The organism is Chryseobacterium sp. TB1-D10 (assembly GCF_059803555.1).
On the sequence record NZ_JAPFHB010000003.1, the window covers coordinates 110,577 to 127,484 of the forward strand.

General features: G+C 39.1%; 16 protein-coding genes. 6 read left to right on the top strand and 10 right to left on the bottom strand.

What is annotated here, in order from left to right; all coding sequences use genetic code 11:
- Nucleotide 1: 1 nt before the first annotated feature.
- The 8 genes from OPU68_RS04960 to OPU68_RS04995 are packed head-to-tail and all read right to left on the bottom strand — an operon-like array spanning nucleotide 2 to nucleotide 6,433.
- Nucleotides 2-436, bottom strand: a complete 435-nt coding sequence (locus tag OPU68_RS04960) for a molybdenum cofactor biosynthesis protein MoaE (protein WP_498472897.1) — start codon at nucleotides 434-436, stop codon at nucleotides 2-4.
- A complete protein-coding gene (gene moeB, locus OPU68_RS04965; RefSeq protein WP_498472898.1) occupies nucleotides 429-1,541 on the bottom strand; it encodes a molybdopterin-synthase adenylyltransferase MoeB in 1,113 nt (370 codons plus the stop codon). Before moeB ends, OPU68_RS04960 begins: the two co-directional genes overlap by 8 nt.
- 1 nt (nucleotide 1,542) lies before the next feature.
- The gene (locus tag OPU68_RS04970) at nucleotides 1,543-1,767 is read right to left on the bottom strand and encodes a MoaD/ThiS family protein (RefSeq protein ID WP_498472899.1); all 225 of its coding nucleotides are present in this window, start codon (nucleotides 1,765-1,767) and stop codon (nucleotides 1,543-1,545) included.
- A 37-nt stretch (nucleotides 1,768-1,804) separates the two neighbouring features.
- Nucleotides 1,805-2,539 (bottom strand): sulfite exporter TauE/SafE family protein, encoded by a 735-nt coding sequence (locus tag OPU68_RS04975; protein ID WP_498472900.1) that lies wholly within the window; start codon nucleotides 2,537-2,539, stop codon nucleotides 1,805-1,807.
- A gap of 10 nt (nucleotides 2,540-2,549) precedes the next feature.
- On the bottom strand, nucleotides 2,550-3,728 hold the full coding sequence (locus OPU68_RS04980) for a molybdopterin molybdotransferase MoeA (protein WP_498472901.1): 1,179 nt from the start codon (nucleotides 3,726-3,728) through the stop codon (nucleotides 2,550-2,552).
- Complete coding sequence (locus tag OPU68_RS04985) at nucleotides 3,725-4,321, bottom strand: nucleotidyltransferase family protein (RefSeq protein WP_498472902.1); 597 nt, start codon at nucleotides 4,319-4,321, stop codon at nucleotides 3,725-3,727. Before OPU68_RS04985 ends, OPU68_RS04980 begins: the two co-directional genes overlap by 4 nt.
- A complete protein-coding gene (moaA, locus tag OPU68_RS04990; protein ID WP_498472903.1) occupies nucleotides 4,322-5,302 on the bottom strand; it encodes a GTP 3',8-cyclase MoaA in 981 nt (326 codons plus the stop codon).
- Between the two features lie 12 nt (nucleotides 5,303-5,314).
- Nucleotides 5,315-6,433, bottom strand: a complete 1,119-nt coding sequence (locus OPU68_RS04995; protein WP_498472904.1) for an XdhC family protein — start codon at nucleotides 6,431-6,433, stop codon at nucleotides 5,315-5,317.
- A 273-nt stretch (nucleotides 6,434-6,706) separates the two neighbouring features.
- On the opposite strand from OPU68_RS04995, the gene OPU68_RS05000 reads away from it, so the two are divergent.
- From OPU68_RS05000 to OPU68_RS05025, 6 genes are all read left to right on the top strand, one after another.
- A complete protein-coding gene (locus OPU68_RS05000; protein ID WP_498472905.1) occupies nucleotides 6,707-7,300 on the top strand; it encodes a (2Fe-2S)-binding protein in 594 nt (197 codons plus the stop codon).
- Complete coding sequence (locus OPU68_RS05005; RefSeq protein WP_498472906.1) at nucleotides 7,297-8,274, top strand: FAD binding domain-containing protein; 978 nt, start codon at nucleotides 7,297-7,299, stop codon at nucleotides 8,272-8,274. Before OPU68_RS05000 ends, OPU68_RS05005 begins: the two co-directional genes overlap by 4 nt.
- Before the next feature lie 30 nt (nucleotides 8,275-8,304).
- Nucleotides 8,305-10,533, top strand: coding sequence for a xanthine dehydrogenase family protein molybdopterin-binding subunit (locus tag OPU68_RS05010; RefSeq protein ID WP_498472907.1), 2,229 nt, complete (start codon nucleotides 8,305-8,307; stop codon nucleotides 10,531-10,533).
- Between the two features lie 146 nt (nucleotides 10,534-10,679).
- Nucleotides 10,680-11,165 (top strand): (2Fe-2S)-binding protein, encoded by a 486-nt coding sequence (locus OPU68_RS05015; protein WP_498472908.1) that lies wholly within the window; start codon nucleotides 10,680-10,682, stop codon nucleotides 11,163-11,165.
- The gene (locus tag OPU68_RS05020) at nucleotides 11,158-12,177 is read left to right on the top strand and encodes an FAD binding domain-containing protein (RefSeq protein WP_498472909.1); all 1,020 of its coding nucleotides are present in this window, start codon (nucleotides 11,158-11,160) and stop codon (nucleotides 12,175-12,177) included. The genes OPU68_RS05015 and OPU68_RS05020 overlap by 8 nt, the downstream gene beginning before the upstream one ends.
- A gap of 30 nt (nucleotides 12,178-12,207) precedes the next feature.
- Nucleotides 12,208-14,445, top strand: coding sequence for a xanthine dehydrogenase family protein molybdopterin-binding subunit (locus tag OPU68_RS05025; protein WP_498472910.1), 2,238 nt, complete (start codon nucleotides 12,208-12,210; stop codon nucleotides 14,443-14,445).
- 434 nt (nucleotides 14,446-14,879) lie between these two features.
- Here OPU68_RS05025 and OPU68_RS05030 read toward each other — a convergent pair whose 3' ends face one another.
- Nucleotides 14,880-15,251: a response regulator gene (locus OPU68_RS05030; protein ID WP_498472911.1), complete on the bottom strand. Its 372-nt coding sequence runs from the start codon at nucleotides 15,249-15,251 to the stop codon at nucleotides 14,880-14,882.
- 4 nt (nucleotides 15,252-15,255) lie between these two features.
- A complete protein-coding gene (locus OPU68_RS05035) occupies nucleotides 15,256-16,785 on the bottom strand; it encodes a PAS domain-containing sensor histidine kinase (protein ID WP_498472912.1) in 1,530 nt (509 codons plus the stop codon).
- Between the last annotated feature and the right edge of the window lie 123 nt (nucleotides 16,786-16,908).

Consider the following 16,908-nt stretch of genomic DNA (forward strand, 5'->3'; position numbering starts at 1 on the left):
ATTAGTTTATTTTCCATTGATGTGTCTCGTCTTCGAATATTTCTCTGCCCCAGATCGGAAGTTCGTTCTTAATGCGTTCCACCACTTCATTACAGGCCAAAGTCGCCTCTTTTCTGTGCTTGGAAGAAGTGAAGACAAACAAACAAATATCGCCAGCATTCACAATACCAAGACTGTGATGAATGTGCATACAAGTGATGTTATATTTCGCAAAGATCTCTTCTCGGATCGCTGTCATTTGGTTCAATGCCAAATCTTCGTAGGCTGTATATTCAATGGCTTTTACAGTTTTGTTATCAATTTTATCAGCACGAATTTGTCCTAAAAAAATCTGATGTGCACCAATCTCAATCTTTGCAGAATGTTTTGTAATGCTTTCTGCGATGAACAACGGCGAAATGGGTGAGTGTTGAAATATGTTTTTGATTTTACTCATTGTTTTCTTTATTTAATTGCTTGATGCCACCTTCCAAATGGCTGATGTTATAGTCCGAGCCCAGAATCTCCTGTAAAACTTGCGCACCTGCAATACTTCTCTTACCTGACTGGCAAACAACAATGACATTCTTATGTTTTATTTGTGTCGAATTCTCTCTTAATTGAGATAAAGGTACTGATAAATAGGGAATCTCAAGCTTTGGATATTCATCGATTTCACGGACATCAATGATGATGGTCTCCGGAAGTTTTGAAATTGAATTAAATTCTGCAGGAGGAATATTTTTAATTCCAATCTGCTTTATTCCGCAGTGAACTTCATAATTCATATTCTCAAATTCCGTTATCGAAAAAGGAATATTTTTGTCGGCCAGATTCTCCGCAGGTATCTCAAAGATAGCAGTTTGATAATCCAGAACATTGATGGTCATTAATCTATTGATCAATGGTCCTCCGATTCCTGTGATCAGCTTAATCGCTTCGGTTGCTTGCAAAGTTCCGATAATTCCTGGCAAGACGCCAAGAACACCAGCATCATTACAATCAGGAACCTCTTCTGGTTTTGGCGGTTGAGGAAAAAGATCTCTGTAATTCGTTGAAGATCCTTTGTTATCTTCAACATTGAAAATAGCGACTTGACCTTCATACTGATAGATTGCTCCGAATATCAAGGGCTTTTTCAAGATTCTGCAAGCATCATCTAGCAAATAACGTGTCGGGAAATTATCCGTGCAATCAATTACAAAATCATAATCTGATAAAATTTGAATCGCATTTTTTGTACTAATTCTCTCTGAAATAACATTGATTTGAATTTCAGGATTCATTGAACCAAGCCTTTCAAATGCAGCTTCTGTCTTCAGCTTCCCGATGTCATTCGTAGTATAGAGAATCTGTCTGTGCAAATTGCTGAAAGAAACCCGATCATCATCTACAATACCAATATTTCCGATGCCTGCCGCGGTAAGATATTGGAGAACAGGACAGCCCAAACCACCAGCACCAATCACAAGAACCTTTGCTGATGCCAATTTTTCCTGAGCTTCGATCCCGAAACCTTGGAGTTTTATCTGTCTGTCGTATCGTTTCAAATTCAACATCATATTATCCGCCTGAATAGGGTGGCATCAAAGCTACCACGTCGTTATTTTTTAATTCGGTATTTTCTGAAATGATCGTTTGATTGACTGCGATCCTCAATTTTAAATCTTCCAGCTGAGGAAATTTTTCATTGAGCTGAGTCAATAATTCATCACTGTTTTCAGCTTCAAACTCAAAATCTGAACCTAAAATCTCTTTCAGTCTGCCAAAACTTATTATTTTGATCATCGTTATCAACCTTTTTTTATATGAATTATTTTTTGATTTAAATCGTGCTCGATATTAATTTATAAGAAGCCATCAAAAGTACGACTGCGAGGACATATTTCAATCCATTTTGATTTAGTTTTTTGGATGCCAAATAAGAACCTAACAATCCACCGGCAAAAGCACAGACAATATACATCCACATATCATTTGTAAAAGCAATTTCTTTGGTGAACATTCCGCCTAATCCTGCGACAGAATTGACAAAGATAAAAGCTGCGCTGATGGCTGCCGTTTGTTTTTGATTGGTCCATTTCAACAGAATAAGAACCGGAGAGAGTAAGATTCCGCCACCAATGCCTATCATTCCTGATAGTAAACCGATAATTCCTCCGAATATCAATGATAGATAGATTTGAGGATCCTTGAGTTCGCTGTCTTTCGGACTTTTGAAAAAGAAAAATCTGATGACAGGAAAAAGTAACAAAATACCTAAAATCCGTTTGTACAAATGGTCTTCAATATGGATCATCCCGCCAACAAAAGCCAATGGAATAGACGCAATAGCAATTGGGATAAAAGTTCGAAGTTTGAAATGTCCGCCTCTGTAATACTGTATGAAAGCAGTCAATGATACGAACAAATTCAAAACGAGAGCGGTTGGTTTCATCTCTTTTGGAGCTACGCCGTACAAAGCCATCAAAGCCAGATAGCCACTCGCACCACCGTGTCCCACTGCAGCATACAAAGCTGCGATGACAAATAGAATTAAATAAAATATTTCTAAATTCATTCCTCGATCTTTACCTTAATAAAATAATCTCTACCACCTCATCCTTGTCACAACCTTCTGAATTTTCCGGCAAAATAATCAGAGAATTGGCTTCTGCAAATGATTGCAGACGGTACGATTCCTGCGCGTGAAGTGGCGTGACTTTTCCGTCGGCATAGGTTGCTTTTAGAAAATGCGTCAGGCCAGCTTTTTTCTTGTAAAAAGAAGTTGTAGTTGCGTTGGTCTTTTCGGTGATTCTCGGACGTTTCATTATTTTAGAAAGCAACGGCGCGATGTACAAATAGAAACAAGTCAGTGCGGAAGATGGATTTCCCGGTAATCCAAAGACCAGTTTTTCATCTTTGGTTCCAAAGTAAAACGGTTTCCCAGGCTTTTGTCTGATCTTATGAAACTCCTGTTCAATTCCACATTTTTTTGTAGCATCAATGACGTAATCGTAATCGCCGACGCTCACGCCGCCAACCAAAATCACAATGTCTGTTTTTGAAATCGCCAAGTTCAAGGTTTTTTCAACTTCCAGAGGATCATCTTTTACCCAAAATTTTTCCATCGAATTAATGCCGCATTGCTTCAGGACACTTTCCAGCTGATAGGAATTGGATTCGAAAACCTGACCGAATTCCAGACCGTTTCCTGGTTGCACCAATTCATTCCCCGTTAAGATCAATGAAACTGAGGGCGGTGCATAAACTGTAACTTCCGTACATCCAATGCCAGCCAGATAACCGATCGCTGCTGCTGAAAGATAACTGTCTTTGCTAATTGCAATAGTATCTTTCTTTGCATCGCTGCCAGCATCTCTTACATTTAAACTTTTTTCGAGGTCAGAATCTTCAATAATCAGATAATCATTATTTTCTATTTTAATTTTTTCCTGCATTACGACCATATCTGCACCAATCGGAAGCGGCGCACCAGTGAAAATCCTGCAAGCTGTTCCTTTTTCAAGTTGAAACGGTTCTGTAGTTCCAGCAGACATTTCGCCTACAATTTTTAGCTTTAAATCTTTATCTTCAAAACGAATCGCATAGCCATCCATTGAAGACTGGGAAAAATTTGGAATATTATATTTTGAAAAGATATCTTCCGCCGTCGTATAACCAAATGTCTCTTTTAAAGGGAAGATCTGATGTTTTTCTTTCGGAATATTTTGATTGATGATGTCCTGAGCTTCCTGTACGCTGATCATTCTTTTGATTTTAAATTTTCGTAATCCACTTTCGTATCAATATCAATAGCGCCATTTTCAAATTCGAAGGTTTCGACATCTTCCATACTTCGCTGGATGATTTTCTTCGCACCTTGCTCACCCGAAACTTCAATCAAAACCTCAAAATATTTTTTAGAAAATAAGGCAGGAACACCTATTGTATTGGAATACCGAGCTGCGATGATTTCTTTGTTTGAATCCTCCTTAAGTTGGAACATCTCCGTAAAAATTTCGCTGGTCAGAAAAGGCTGATCGCAGACCGAGATAAAACAATTCTCCAGATCCTGAAACTGCTTTAGTAAGGCTTCGAGTCCCGCTTCTATTGAGGAAGCCATTCCTGATTGCCACTCATCATTAATGGAAATCTGTACGTTTTTATTCTCGATTTTTGAAGCTATCTCATTGTGATCGGCACCTAACACCAAGATGATGTGATCCCGGTCGAACACTTCTTTTGCTGTATCGATGGTTCTGTCAAGCAACGTTTTTCCTTGGTAGGAGAGTAGCTGTTTTGCAGTTCCCATTCTCGAAGAATTTCCTGCTGCCAATAATATAATTCCAGTATTTTTCATTTATCCACCGATTGTGATCATACTTCTGTTTTCGATGATGGAAGCATTGATTTTTTCAAATTGCTCATTCAATTGTCCGCCTTGTGTTTTTGCCTTAGACCAGATCGTACTTTCGATGATCGGTAAAATATCTTCACCGTTTCGCAAAGGCGTCAACAAATCGGTTTCTTGTTTTGAGAACAGGCAATTTTTCAATTTGCCGTCAGCCGTGAGTCTTATTCTGTTGCAGCCACTACAAAACGGCTCGCTCATCGTACTGATGATGGAAAAACTTCCTCTGTGACCTTTGATGCTGTAGCTTTTTGCGGTGTCATTAGGACCAATTGGTAATGGAAAGAAATCGTAGTTTTCATTAATAATATCCAGAATTTCCTTCTGCGTCATCACTTGGTTGCTGCTCCATTGATTCCCGCTGAACGGCATAAATTCGATAAACCGAATGTCCACAGGATTATTTTTTGTAAATGAAATAAAATCCGATATCTCATCATCATTGACACCTTTCATAGCTACCACATTGATCTTGGTCTTGATGTTATTCTGTAATAAAAGATCGATATTTCTAAAAACCCGGTCAAAATAATCCCGGCGTGTGATCTTCAGAAATTTATCTTTCTTTAAAGTGTCAAGGCTGATATTGATGCTGTGGAAATTGGCTTTTACGATTTCAGGAAGCATATCATCGATGCGAATTCCGTTTGTGGTGCAGGTCAGCTGAACCGGTAATTTTCCCAAATTACTGATGATCTTTGATGCATCTTTCCTTACGAAAGGTTCCCCACCAGTGAGTCTGATCTTATTGACGCCGTGCTGCACAAATAATTTAGCAATGGTATCGATCTCATCTACCTGCATCAGTTTTGAATTTGGTGTGAAATCATAATTCTCCTCTGGCATACAGTAGAAGCAGCGCAGGTTGCAATTATCGGTTAAAGATATCCGCAGGTAATTATGGGTTCGTCCAAATTGATCGGTCAGCATTATTTTTTTTATTTAATTACTGACAATATCAGTATGAATTTTTTCTTTTTTATCTCTCAAAGAAAGACCTTTTCGTTGATTTAAAACAGCTTGGATTTCCGCTACTATGGAAATGGCAATCTCTTCTGAAGTCTCTGCGCCAATATCCAAACCGACTGGCCCGAAAAGTTTATTTAGCTCTTCATTACCAATCACCATACCAGAACTGGTCATATCTTCGATCATTCTGTCAAGTCTCGTCTTCGGACCTAAGAGACCGATATATTTTAAAGGCTTATGAATGATCAGTTTTAGCAATGCCAGATCATAATTGTAATTGTGCGTCATCAAAACAAAAATGCTTGACCCGTCAATTTCGATTTTGTTAATGATCTCCTCGGGCGTGGCAAGTAGAACATCGTCCGCTTTTGGGAACCGCTTTTTTTGTGCGTGGGTAGATCTTCCATCGGCAAGAATTATTTTCCAACCAAGGATTGAAGCTGTCTCTACCAAAGGTTTAACGTCATTTCCTGCTCCTGCGATGACCAATGTGGTTTGCGGCGGAATATATTGGAATAGGATCTCATGGGATGAAGATTTTCTGACCACATTTTTTTTTGAGTAGAAAACTTGTGAAGAAAAGTTCAATAGTTCAGTTTCTGAAATGATATTAGGTTCTAATAATGTGACTTCTTGATTTATGACCGATGCAATGGTTCCAATCTGAGTATTTTTTTTCTCTAATGAAAATATCGTTGTAACAACGGCTTCATTCCGGCCTTCTGTTGTCTTTTCCAAAAGAGAAATTGGATTTTGAGACGCGTTTTCATCAATATATTCAAATAAAATATGGACGATTCCATTGCAGCCAAGCTGAACACCAAATTCTACATCATCAGGATTGCTGGTGTCGTAGGTAATTAGCTTGTTATTTTTTTGATGAATGGCCAATACTGCTTTTTTCAAGGCATCACCTTCCAGACATCCACCGCTGATCGCGCCTGTAAGTTGTCCATCTTCCGTTACCAGCATTCTTGCGCCGGGCTGACGGTAAGACGAACCTTCAACCTTCACGACCGTTGCCAAGACAGTCTTAAGACCATTGCCCTTTGCTTCTCGGTAAGCTTTTACAATATCATTGATCTCTTTCATTGGACATTGATGTTAATTACTTTCAAACCTAATTTAGAAATGTTCTATGGAAAAATATGCCTAAATTTATTTCTTTCTATTCAAATTTACATAAATAATACATTTTATAGGTCTAAGTTTTAAAAATCAGTAATAATGGTAGGCGAAACAGTGATCTGTATAACCTTGTTAGAATTTAATTACTAGATATTTGTAAGAATGATCAGAATTAATTTCGAGGCTTAAAGTTTGATGCAAAAGATCGGTAGAGAATTTAATTAGATACAACCAAGTATGGCACATAAAGAACAATACAGCAGGAGGAGTTTCCTCAAGATTTCAGGATTGTTGGCAGCATTTGCCGCCGTTCCCACATCGGTGAAAGCATTCTACCAGGATGTCAAACAATATTTGATCCCAAAGAAAAATGTATCGAGACTGACATTAAATATCAACAAAACGAGTCACACCTTATACGTTGATACACGCACAACCTTACTAGATCTCGTCCGTGAACAACTCAATCTCACAGGTTCAAAAAAAGGCTGTGACCACGGACAGTGTGGCGCTTGCACCGTTCACATCAATGGTGAAAGAGCGCTAAGTTGCCTGACGCTTGCCTCGATGGCTCAGGGCAAAGAAATTACAACAATCGAAGGCCTCGCCCATGGCAAAGAACTTCACCCGATGCAGAAAGCCTTCATCGAATGTGATGGATTCCAATGTGGTTATTGCACTCCTGGACAGATCATGTCTGCGGTCGCCTGCGTGAATGAAGGTCACACAGGTTCAGTAGAAGAGATCAAAGAATATATGAGCGGCAATCTTTGCAGATGTGGCGCATACAACGGTATTGTACAATCCATCCAAAAAGTAGCAGCACAATGAGACCATTTAATTTTGAAAAAGTAAATTCAGCTCCTGAGGCACTCGCGCTGAAATCGGCGAAGAGCAACTACATCGCTGGTGGGACAAACCTGGTGGATCTGATGAAGAAAAATATTGCCCAGCCCGAAACATTGATCGATGTCACGACAGCAATTTCCAACATTGTTGAGAATAAAAATTCTGTAGTCACCATCGGCTCAATGGCCAGTAATAATAAGGTGGCAACAGACAAAACTATTCTCAATAAGTTTCCTCTGATCTCCAAATCTATTTTGGCGGGAGCTTCTCCTCAGATCAGGAATATGGCAAGTTCTGCGGGAAACCTTCTGCAGCGTACAAGATGTCCTTACTTTTATGATATCACAACACCTTGCAACAAGAGAACACCAAACAGCGGTTGCAGTGCCATAGAAGGCGGAAACCGAATGAGTGCCATTGCAGGTTATAATGACCAATGTGTCGCTGTCCATCCTTCTGATTTATGTATTTCTTTAGCTGCTTTGGATGCCACTGTTACGGCAGTTACAGCGGAGCAAAAAGAGATTACCATTCCTTTCAAAGATTTTCACAAATTACCCGATTCAACGCCTTGGCTGGACAATAATCTACCTGCAAATGCGATCATCACAAAAATAGAGGTTGCAGAAAACAAATTCAATAAAAATTTCAGTTATCTGAAAGTTAGGGATCGTTCCTCTTATGCATTTGCTTTGGTTTCCGTGGCTGCAGCATTGGATCTGGATGGAAAGAGGATCAATGATGTTCGTCTTGCTTCCGGTGGTGTTGCGCACAAGCCATGGCGCTGGTACGATGCGGAGGAATTCCTGAAAGGTAAGCGTGCTACGGAAGATAATTTTGTAGAAGCAGCAAAACTGGCAACAAAGGATTTAAAGCCGCTGTCAGAAAACGCTTACAAAATACCAATGCTTCAAGGAGCGATCGTCACTGCTCTAAAAGATTGTTTGAATCAATAAATTTTATATTATACTAAAAATTAAGAAATTATGGGATTTATTGATATCATTACAAATAAATTTAAGAAACCTGAAGGTCGGGTAGAAGGCGTAGAAAAAGTGACCGGCAATGGAAAATTTGCCGCGGAATATCAAGTAAAAAACGTCTGCTATGCCGTTTTGGTCAACAGTACGGTTCCATCTGGCAAAATCAAATCAATTTTGGTTGATAAAGCCAAAGAGGTCGAAGGCGTGATCGATATTATCACACACGTTCACAAACCTTTGGTTCCCGGGATGGCAACTGAAGATAAGATCAAAGAATCAAAATTCGGCTTGCCTGTTTTCCATACAGATCAGATTTTCTTCAAAGGTCAGCCAATCGCGATGGTCATTGCGGAAACCCTGGAAGATGCCACATTTGCAGCATCATTGGTAGAAGCAGAATATCAGAAGGACGGTTTCGTTATCGAGTTTGAATCTGCGAAGGAATCAATTCCTTTGAAACCGGAAGGAAAAGAGAGAGGAAGTGAGGATGCATGGCAGAATTTACCATTCATTATCGATGAACAGTACAATATCAAAGCTGATATTCACAATCCGATGGAAATGCACGCCACGATTGCCCATTGGACAGGAAATGACACTTTAAGGCTTTATGACAAGAACCAAGGTGTGAACAATGTTCAGAAAATAATCGGTAAACTGTTTGAGCTTCCAGAAAAAAATATAGAAGTTTTCAGCGAGTTTGTAGGTGGTGGCTTTGGTTCCGGATTACGCGTTTGGCCTCACGTTCTAGCCTCAATAATGGCTGCAAAACAAGTGAACCGACCAGTCAAATTGATGTTGACAAGACCTCAAATGTTCGCAGGCACAGGATACAGACCAGCTTCGTGGCAACGATTGAAGATAGGCTCAGACAAAGATGGTAATCTCTTGGGCGTACTCCATCAGGCAAAGAACGGCACTTCGCTGTATGAAAATTTTAATGACGGCATCACCCGCGTTACCAGATTGATCTACAAACTTCCCAATTTGAAAACGGAAGCCGCCATTGTCCCTTTGAATCTCAGTACACCAACGTGGATGCGAGGACCAGGCGACTGTACCGGTGTTTTTGCATTGGAATCTGCGGTGGATGAATTAAGTTATAAACTGAAGATGGATCCGGTAGAATTAAGATTAAAGAATATCTCCTTAGAAAAACATCCTGATTCTGGCTTGCCTTGGTCCACTCATTTCCTAGATGAAGGCCTTAAGAGAGGTGCAAAAATGATAGGATGGGACGCCAGAAAATCCAAACCGGCAAGTATTATTGAAGGCGATTGGTACATTGGCTATGGAATGGCTGTTGGGATGTGGAACGCTGGACGACGTGAAGCAAAGGCTGCAATTATTTTCCATAAAGATGGCAGTATGAAAGTTCAGACGGCGATGACCGATATCGGAACCGGAACTGGAACCGGAATGCAGAATATCGCGCACGAGATCACAGGAGTCTCAAAAGACAAGATCAGCATTGAACTTGGAAACTCAGCGCTTCCTCCAGCTCCAAGTCAGGGTGGAAGTACGGGATTGTCATCCGTTAGTGGTGCTGTGTTTGAAGTGAGCAATCAATTAAAGTTAAAATTAGCTGAATATGCTTCGGCTATTAATTCTGGTTTTAAAAGTGTCCCTGCAGATCATATTATCCTTACCGAATCAAAAATTGCCTTAAAAAACAATGCTACCGTTTCTGTTTCCTACAGCGAACTATTCGAAAAGAATAATCTTGATGAGGTGAAAGTTGAGGTGTCATCCAAACCAGGTGATGAGCAAAAGAAATTTGCGTTCTGTTCGTCCTCAGCACATTTCTGCAAAGTTCGCGTGAATAAAAGAACAGGAAAAGTTAAAGTAGATAAGTTGGCGGTAGTAGGTGATGGTGGCAAGATAATCAATTCTCAGGCGGCAGCCAATCAAATGTCTGGAGCAGCAGTGGGCGGAATAGGAATGGCATTGATGGAAGAAAATCAAATCGATGCCAAACTAGGATCATTGATTGCCAACGACCTGGCTGGATATCACTTTGCCGTGAATGCAGATGCACCGATCATCGAAGTCGATTTCATAAACAAGCTTGACCCAAACATCAATCCATCCAGAGCGAAAGGTTTGGGAGAAGTGGGAATCATCGGAACCGCTCCGGCAATCGCCAATGCTATTTACAATGCTATCGGTTTGCGAATGAGAGATCTGCCAATTACGCCTGATAAAATATTAAAGGCATTGTCTAAACAGTAATTAAAAATCTTAATTAAATAAATTGTTTTTATTAAAGCAACTGAAACTATATTGTTTTATCTTAATTAATAATGATTCCAATTAACCGTTATGTTTGCATAACGGTTCTTTTTTTGTAATAAGTTCGATACACCAAATTACATCGTATGGACAAACATGGAAAACAATCAGTTAAACTTAAAGTGAATGGAGAGGATAATCATTTGGAAATATTACCTTGGGTCTCACTTTTGGATGCGATACGTGAGAGAATACATCTGACGGGTACTAAAAAAGGCTGTGACCACGGACAATGCGGCGCCTGTACAGTTCTGATAGATGGAAAACGAAAATTAAGCTGTCTTACGCTTGCCGTGATGCAAGAAGATACCGAGATTACTACGATTGAAGGAATTGCAACCGACGGAGAACTTCATCCGATCCAACAGGCTTTTATTGACCATGATGCATTCCAATGCGGCTATTGTACGCCTGGCCAGATCTGCAGTGCGATAGGTTTAATTAATGAAAATAAAGCAAAAACGCGTGAAGAAGTTCAGGATCTGATGAGCGGTAATCTTTGCCGATGTGGTGCGAACAGAGGAATTATTAATGCTGTAATGGCTGTAAAACAAGGGATATCTTATGAATAATTTTTTCTATCAAAAAGCCACAGACATCAATGATGCTATTTCCAACATCAATGAAAATACTCATAACAAGATCATTGCAGGAGGAACGAACATTATCGATCTGATGAAATATTTTGTGACACAAGCTGACACATTAATTGATATTAACAAAATTCAAAATATTAATGAACTTAATGAGCTTCCCAATGGAGTCATTCGTTTAGGAGCTTTGATGACTAATGCAGAAACAGCATATCATCCAGTGATCGAAGAAAGATATCCATTATTATCGAAAGCTATTTTGGCCGGAGCTTCTGCCCAGATCAGAAATATGGCGACCAATGGTGGTAATCTTCTGCAAAGGACAAGATGTTACTATTTCTATGATATCCACACACCTTGCAACAAACGGGAGCCAGGTTCTGGTTGTTCTGCAATCAATGGTTATAATCGGATTCATGCAATCTTGGGTCACAGCGATAATTGTATTGCCGTTTTTCCTTCCGATATGTGTGTAGCACTTGCTGCCATGGATGCGGTGGTCAATATCTCTGGTCCTGATGGAGATCGCACAATTGAATTTTCAGACTTTCACAGGCTTCCTGGAGATACACCTGAAATTGATAACAATCTTAAAACAGGAGAAATCATCACTGGAATTGATTTGCCCGAAAAAGGTTTTTACGAAAATTACTCCTATTTAAAATTAAGGGACAGAAGTTCCTATTCCTTTGCGCTGGTCTCTGTGGCTACAGGTTTAGAACTTGAAAATGGTACAATCAAAGAAGCCAGAATTGCCCTCGGAGGTGTTGCGCATAAACCTTGGCGTGTGAAAGAAGCAGAAGATTTTTTGAATGACAAAGAACCAATCTCAGAGAACTTTGTTGCGGCAGCTAATATCATCTTAAAAGGTGCAAAAGGCTTTGAACACAATAGTTTTAAAATTGAGCTCGCCAAAAAGGCGATTGTCAGAAATTGTATGATGGCGCTTGACCCAACCTCTCAACGTCCTGGCGCAAAACCTTCTTTATAAATTTTATTATTAATTAAATCAAAAGTATCCATGGAAAATACACCGTCAATTGGAAAACCCGTAAGTCGTCTGGAAGGTCATCTCAAAGTAACAGGAAGTGCAAAATATGCAGGAGAATATGAAGCAGATGATTTACTGTATGGCTATGTTGTAAACAGTAACATTACGAAAGGTAAAATAAAATCGATAGATACATCGGAAGTTAAAAAAATGGAAGGTATCATCGAGGTTTTTACGCACGACAACAGACCTTCCACAGCTTGGTTCGATTTCCAGTATGCTGATATGGATGCGCCGCCTGGAACAGTTTTCAAACCGTTAAAAGACAATGAAATCAAATATAATGGGCAGCCAATCGCTTTGGTTGTTGCTGAAACTTTTGAGATGGCACGTTTTGCAGCAACAAAACTTAAAATAGTCTATCAGGAAGAAGAATTTGAGACCGATTTGAAAACAAATCTGGACAAGGCACGTGATCCGAAAAAAGGTTTGGCATCTATGCTGAAACCGCCACCGCCAAAACCGACAGGGGATTTTGAGAAAGAATATGATGATTCATTTGTGAAAGTTGACAGCCATTTCAGCCACGGAACAGAGCATCACAATCCGATGGAGATGTATGCTTCAACCGTTATATATGAAGGAAAAGATAAATTAAAAATATACGATAAGACGCAGGGGACAATCAATTCCCAGATGTATGTTGCCAATGTTTTTGGTTTGAAAATGAAAAATGTGCAGGTTATTTCTCCGTTTGTTGGCGGCGGTTTTGGTTCAGGTCTTCGTCCGCAGCATCAGCTCTTTATGGCTGTAATGGCTTCGTTAGCATTAAAACGGAATGTCCGGGTGACTTTGGATCGCGCCCAAATGTATATGATTGGTCACAGACCACCGACTTTGCAGCATACCAGATTCGGAGCTGATGAGAATGGAAAAGTAAACGCTATCTATCATAAAGCGACCGGAGAAACTTCTATGTTTGAAGATTATGTGGAGATCGTTGTCAATTGGGCGAATATGCTTTATCCTGCAGAAAATACTTTGTTGGAGCACGAGATTGTGCCACTGGATGTTTACAGTCCTCTGGATATGAGAGCGCCAGGTGGAAGCACAGGAATGCACGCCATCGAGGTGACAATGGATGAAATTGCGTACAAATTAAATATCGATCCTCTGGAATTAAGATTAATAAATTATTCCGAGATTGATAAAAGCAGTGGTAAGGAATACTCCAGCAAAGAATTAAGAAACTGCTATCTGCAAGGTGCCGAAAAATTTGGTTGGAGCAAAAGAAATCCACAACCACGAAGTATGAAGCGGGGAAACAAATTAGTTGGCTATGGAATGGCTACCGGAATTTGGGATGCCAACCGGATATTTGGTCGTGCAGAAGCTCTTATGACAGCTGATGGAAAGGTAGAGATCAAAAGCGCAGTCACAGACATCGGAACCGGAACTTTGACCATTATGACGCAGATAGCAGCAGATAAGTTGGGTCTTCCTATTGAAGATATTACCTTTTCTTATGCCGACAGCAAAATGCCGTTTGCTCCGATTCAGGGTGGTTCTTTCACGACTGCGACAGTTGGACCGGCTGTTCAGAACGCTTGTCAGGCCTTGAAAAAGAAGCTTTTCAAAAAAGCAAAAGATTTAGAAATTTCTGTTTTGAGTAATCTTAAATTTAAAGATGTTATTTTTAAAAAAGGATTTATTATTTCTAAGGACAATCCAGATATCAACCTTGACATAAAAGAAATCTTCGCCGCAAATGGTGGAAAATCAATACAAACTACCAATTCCGCAATGCCAAATCCACTGACTTACGGCAAAAAAGCAAGAGCAGTTCACAGCGCCGTTTTTGTTGAGGTGGAAGTAGATGAAGAACTTGGAACAATTGAATTAAAAAGAGCGGTAACTGCAGTTGCGGCTGGAAAAATCATAAATCCAAAAACTGCTGAAAGCCAAATTCTGGGTGGAATGATTTGGGGAATTAGTAAAGCACTTCATGAGGAAACGATCATAGATCATAACCTGGGTCGCTACATGAATGCAAATTTAGCAGAGTATCACATTCCTGTTCATGCAGACATCCAAGATCTGAAGGTGGTCTTTGTTGAAGAAAATGATCAATTTGTCAACGACCTAGGTGTCAAAGGGGTAGGAGAGATTGGTGGCGTTGGAATGCCTCCTGCAATCACCAATGCGATTTTCCACGCCACTGGAAAAAGAATCTATGAGCTTCCGATTCATTTTGATAAGCTGTTTTAACTGGCAGAAGCCTATGTCAGTAAAGTTAGTAAACCCTGGAAATTCTTCTTTTGCCTCACAAATCTGGGCATATTGAGATCTTTCATGCCAAAGCCCAGCTCGAAATCAGTTCCAGAAGGAATACAGTCAAGATAAAAAGGTATCTCACTTTCCCGGTATATGGAACAACTACAAATTGCTGTTCATAGGTAATTCATAAAAATGATTTAGTGAAAACTCTTCAGGAGAACGGCACGTTAAATAACTTACATCTATGAAGGGAAGCTTATTTTAAATCGGCTGTAAAAATCTTGTCTGTAGTAATTTAAGATCTTCAAATAGTATTTTGTTGTTATCTCTGTAATTATTAAAGTTTTACAAAAGGTTTCTTTCTTTATTAAGGCATAATGATCACTTAAAACTAGAAATCCTACCCATTATGGTAGAGTAATACCTCATTTTGTTTTAATCAATAAATTCTTAATTTTCATCGAGACCACATCCATATCAAATGGTTTCGAAATAAAATCGTTTGCCCCGCTATTACTGGCGATTTCTTGACCATCTACAGAGGCAGATAGAATGATCACAGGAAGATCTTCTAATTCTTTTGTTGATCTTATAGTACGCAGAAGCTGGTCACCTGATAAAACAGGCATCCATAGATCCATTAAAAGTATGTCTGGAAGTGTATGATTGATACCTTTAATCAAGTTCGTACTGTTGCTCTCCGTAATAACAGTGTAGCCTTCAATTTCAAGCATCATCTCCAATACTTCCAATATACCGAGATCATCATCACAGATCATAATTTTTTTTCCCTCCATTATTCTAATTCTTTATGATTGGTAAGGTAAAATTGAATGTTGAACCTGCACCAATCTCACTTTCGACCCAGAGTGTACCCCCATGCTCTGCGATTATTTCGTGGGAAATATATAAACCAATGCCCATACCTGGAAATTTTTTTTGAATATCCCTCGCTCTGAAAAAGCGTTCAAATATCTTTGACTGATCCTGCTGACTAATTCCCATTCCGTAATCGGTTATTGAAACTTTGACAAAGCTGCCAACTTTATTACAATAAACATCTATGCGATCAGTCCCGGGAGAATATTTGATGGCGTTTGAAACCAGATTATTAATGACCTGTGAAATCTGAAGTTCATCGCCCAGTATTGTAGCATTGGTATCGCTTTTAATGGAAATTCTGTAATCAGGTGTTGCGATAGCAAGATTTTCTACAGTGTCGACGACTAATTTATCAATATTAAAGGGATCTTTATGAATTTCTATTTTGCCAGACTGAATTTTGGAAGTATCTAAAAGTTCAGAAATTAAATTATTTAGGCGGTCTACATAAACCGAAACTTTGCCGAGGGTTGTAATAAATTTTTCTGATGAATTGTCAGGAACCATTCTTTCGAGGAGCTGAACAAACCCTTTGATTGTAGTTAAAGGCGTTTTCAATTCGTGGCTTGCAATTGAAAGAAAATCATCTTTACGGCGGTCTATCTCTTTTTTATCAGTAATATCCTCAATTGCGATTAATATGCGGTCTTTATATTGCCCTTCAAATTCCACACGGTAGGCGTTGACAAGCATGACCTTATTCCCGATGTATGGAAAATCGTGCTCAACTTCAAAATCAATAACAGGATTATTAGTTGGTAATATTTTAGTTAAAAGTACTTTCAATGGCTCAATATCCCACTGGTGATTACCCAGTTCGAATAGAATTTTACCGATAGTGTCTTCCGGTGTAACTTTAAAGGAATTAAGAAAATGAGTATTGGCGCTTAATACCTTGTAGTCAGCATCTAAAACTAAAAGGCTTTCCCGGACTGTCTGAATAATACTTGAAAGAAATGCTTGATTCTCCTGAAGATCCCGTGTTCGTTCTTCAATTTTTTTTTCTACAGACAACTTTTGCTCCCTCAGCTCATTCTCATATTTTTTTCGTTCAGTTATATCATTTTGTACACCTATGAAATGAGTTACGTTGCCATTTTTATCCTTTACAGGAGAAATGATAAGTTCATTCCAAAAAAGATTCCCATTTTTTTTATAATTTCGGATTTCTATCTTACATTCAGAACCAGTTTTAACAGCATCTTTGATGATCTGTCTCTCTGGTTGCGATCTGTCCTTAGATTGGAGGAATCTGCAGTTATGACCAATGATTTCGTTGTGTGAATAACCTGTTATATTTTCGAATGCTTGATTGCAATAGATAATTGGATTGTCAGGTTGCCTGTTGTCAGTTATTATAATTCCTGACTTTGCTGAGTTGAGCGCTTGCAGATAAATGTTATTGCTTAAATCATTACTCAATGCATCGCTGTCAAATTGTGTTTCCAATACTGACTGGTATTAATAATATTTGAAAATTTTATATAATGTTTTCATTCTAAAACTTTCGTGGTTAATAAGCAAAAATAATAAAAATTATTTTGTGACAGAATTTATACTTCAATCATTTTC

Bases quoted from the DNA above. Each gene is read 5' to 3' on its own strand.
- OPU68_RS04980 (WP_498472901.1), bottom strand. From the start codon at position 3,728: ATGATCAGCGTACAGGAAGCTCAGGACATCATCAATCAAAATATTCCG.
- moaA (WP_498472903.1), bottom strand. From the start codon at position 5,302: ATGCTGACCGATCAATTTGGACGAACCCATAATTACCTGCGGATATCT.
- OPU68_RS05030 (WP_498472911.1), bottom strand. From the start codon at position 15,251: ATGGAGGGAAAAAAAATTATGATCTGTGATGATGATCTCGGTATATTG.
- OPU68_RS05025 (WP_498472910.1), top strand. From the start codon at position 12,208: ATGGAAAATACACCGTCAATTGGAAAACCCGTAAGTCGTCTGGAAGGT.
- OPU68_RS05010 (WP_498472907.1), top strand. From the start codon at position 8,305: ATGGGATTTATTGATATCATTACAAATAAATTTAAGAAACCTGAAGGT.
- OPU68_RS05020 (WP_498472909.1), top strand. From the start codon at position 11,158: ATGAATAATTTTTTCTATCAAAAAGCCACAGACATCAATGATGCTATT.
- OPU68_RS05000 (WP_498472905.1), top strand. From the start codon at position 6,707: ATGGCACATAAAGAACAATACAGCAGGAGGAGTTTCCTCAAGATTTCA.
- OPU68_RS04970 (WP_498472899.1), bottom strand. From the start codon at position 1,767: ATGATCAAAATAATAAGTTTTGGCAGACTGAAAGAGATTTTAGGTTCA.
- moeB (WP_498472898.1), bottom strand. From the start codon at position 1,541: ATGATGTTGAATTTGAAACGATACGACAGACAGATAAAACTCCAAGGT.
- OPU68_RS05005 (WP_498472906.1), top strand. From the start codon at position 7,297: ATGAGACCATTTAATTTTGAAAAAGTAAATTCAGCTCCTGAGGCACTC.
- OPU68_RS05015 (WP_498472908.1), top strand. From the start codon at position 10,680: ATGGACAAACATGGAAAACAATCAGTTAAACTTAAAGTGAATGGAGAG.
- OPU68_RS04975 (WP_498472900.1), bottom strand. From the start codon at position 2,539: ATGAATTTAGAAATATTTTATTTAATTCTATTTGTCATCGCAGCTTTG.
- OPU68_RS04995 (WP_498472904.1), bottom strand. From the start codon at position 6,433: ATGAAAGAGATCAATGATATTGTAAAAGCTTACCGAGAAGCAAAGGGC.
- OPU68_RS04985 (WP_498472902.1), bottom strand. From the start codon at position 4,321: ATGAAAAATACTGGAATTATATTATTGGCAGCAGGAAATTCTTCGAGA.
- OPU68_RS04960 (WP_498472897.1), bottom strand. From the start codon at position 436: ATGAGTAAAATCAAAAACATATTTCAACACTCACCCATTTCGCCGTTG.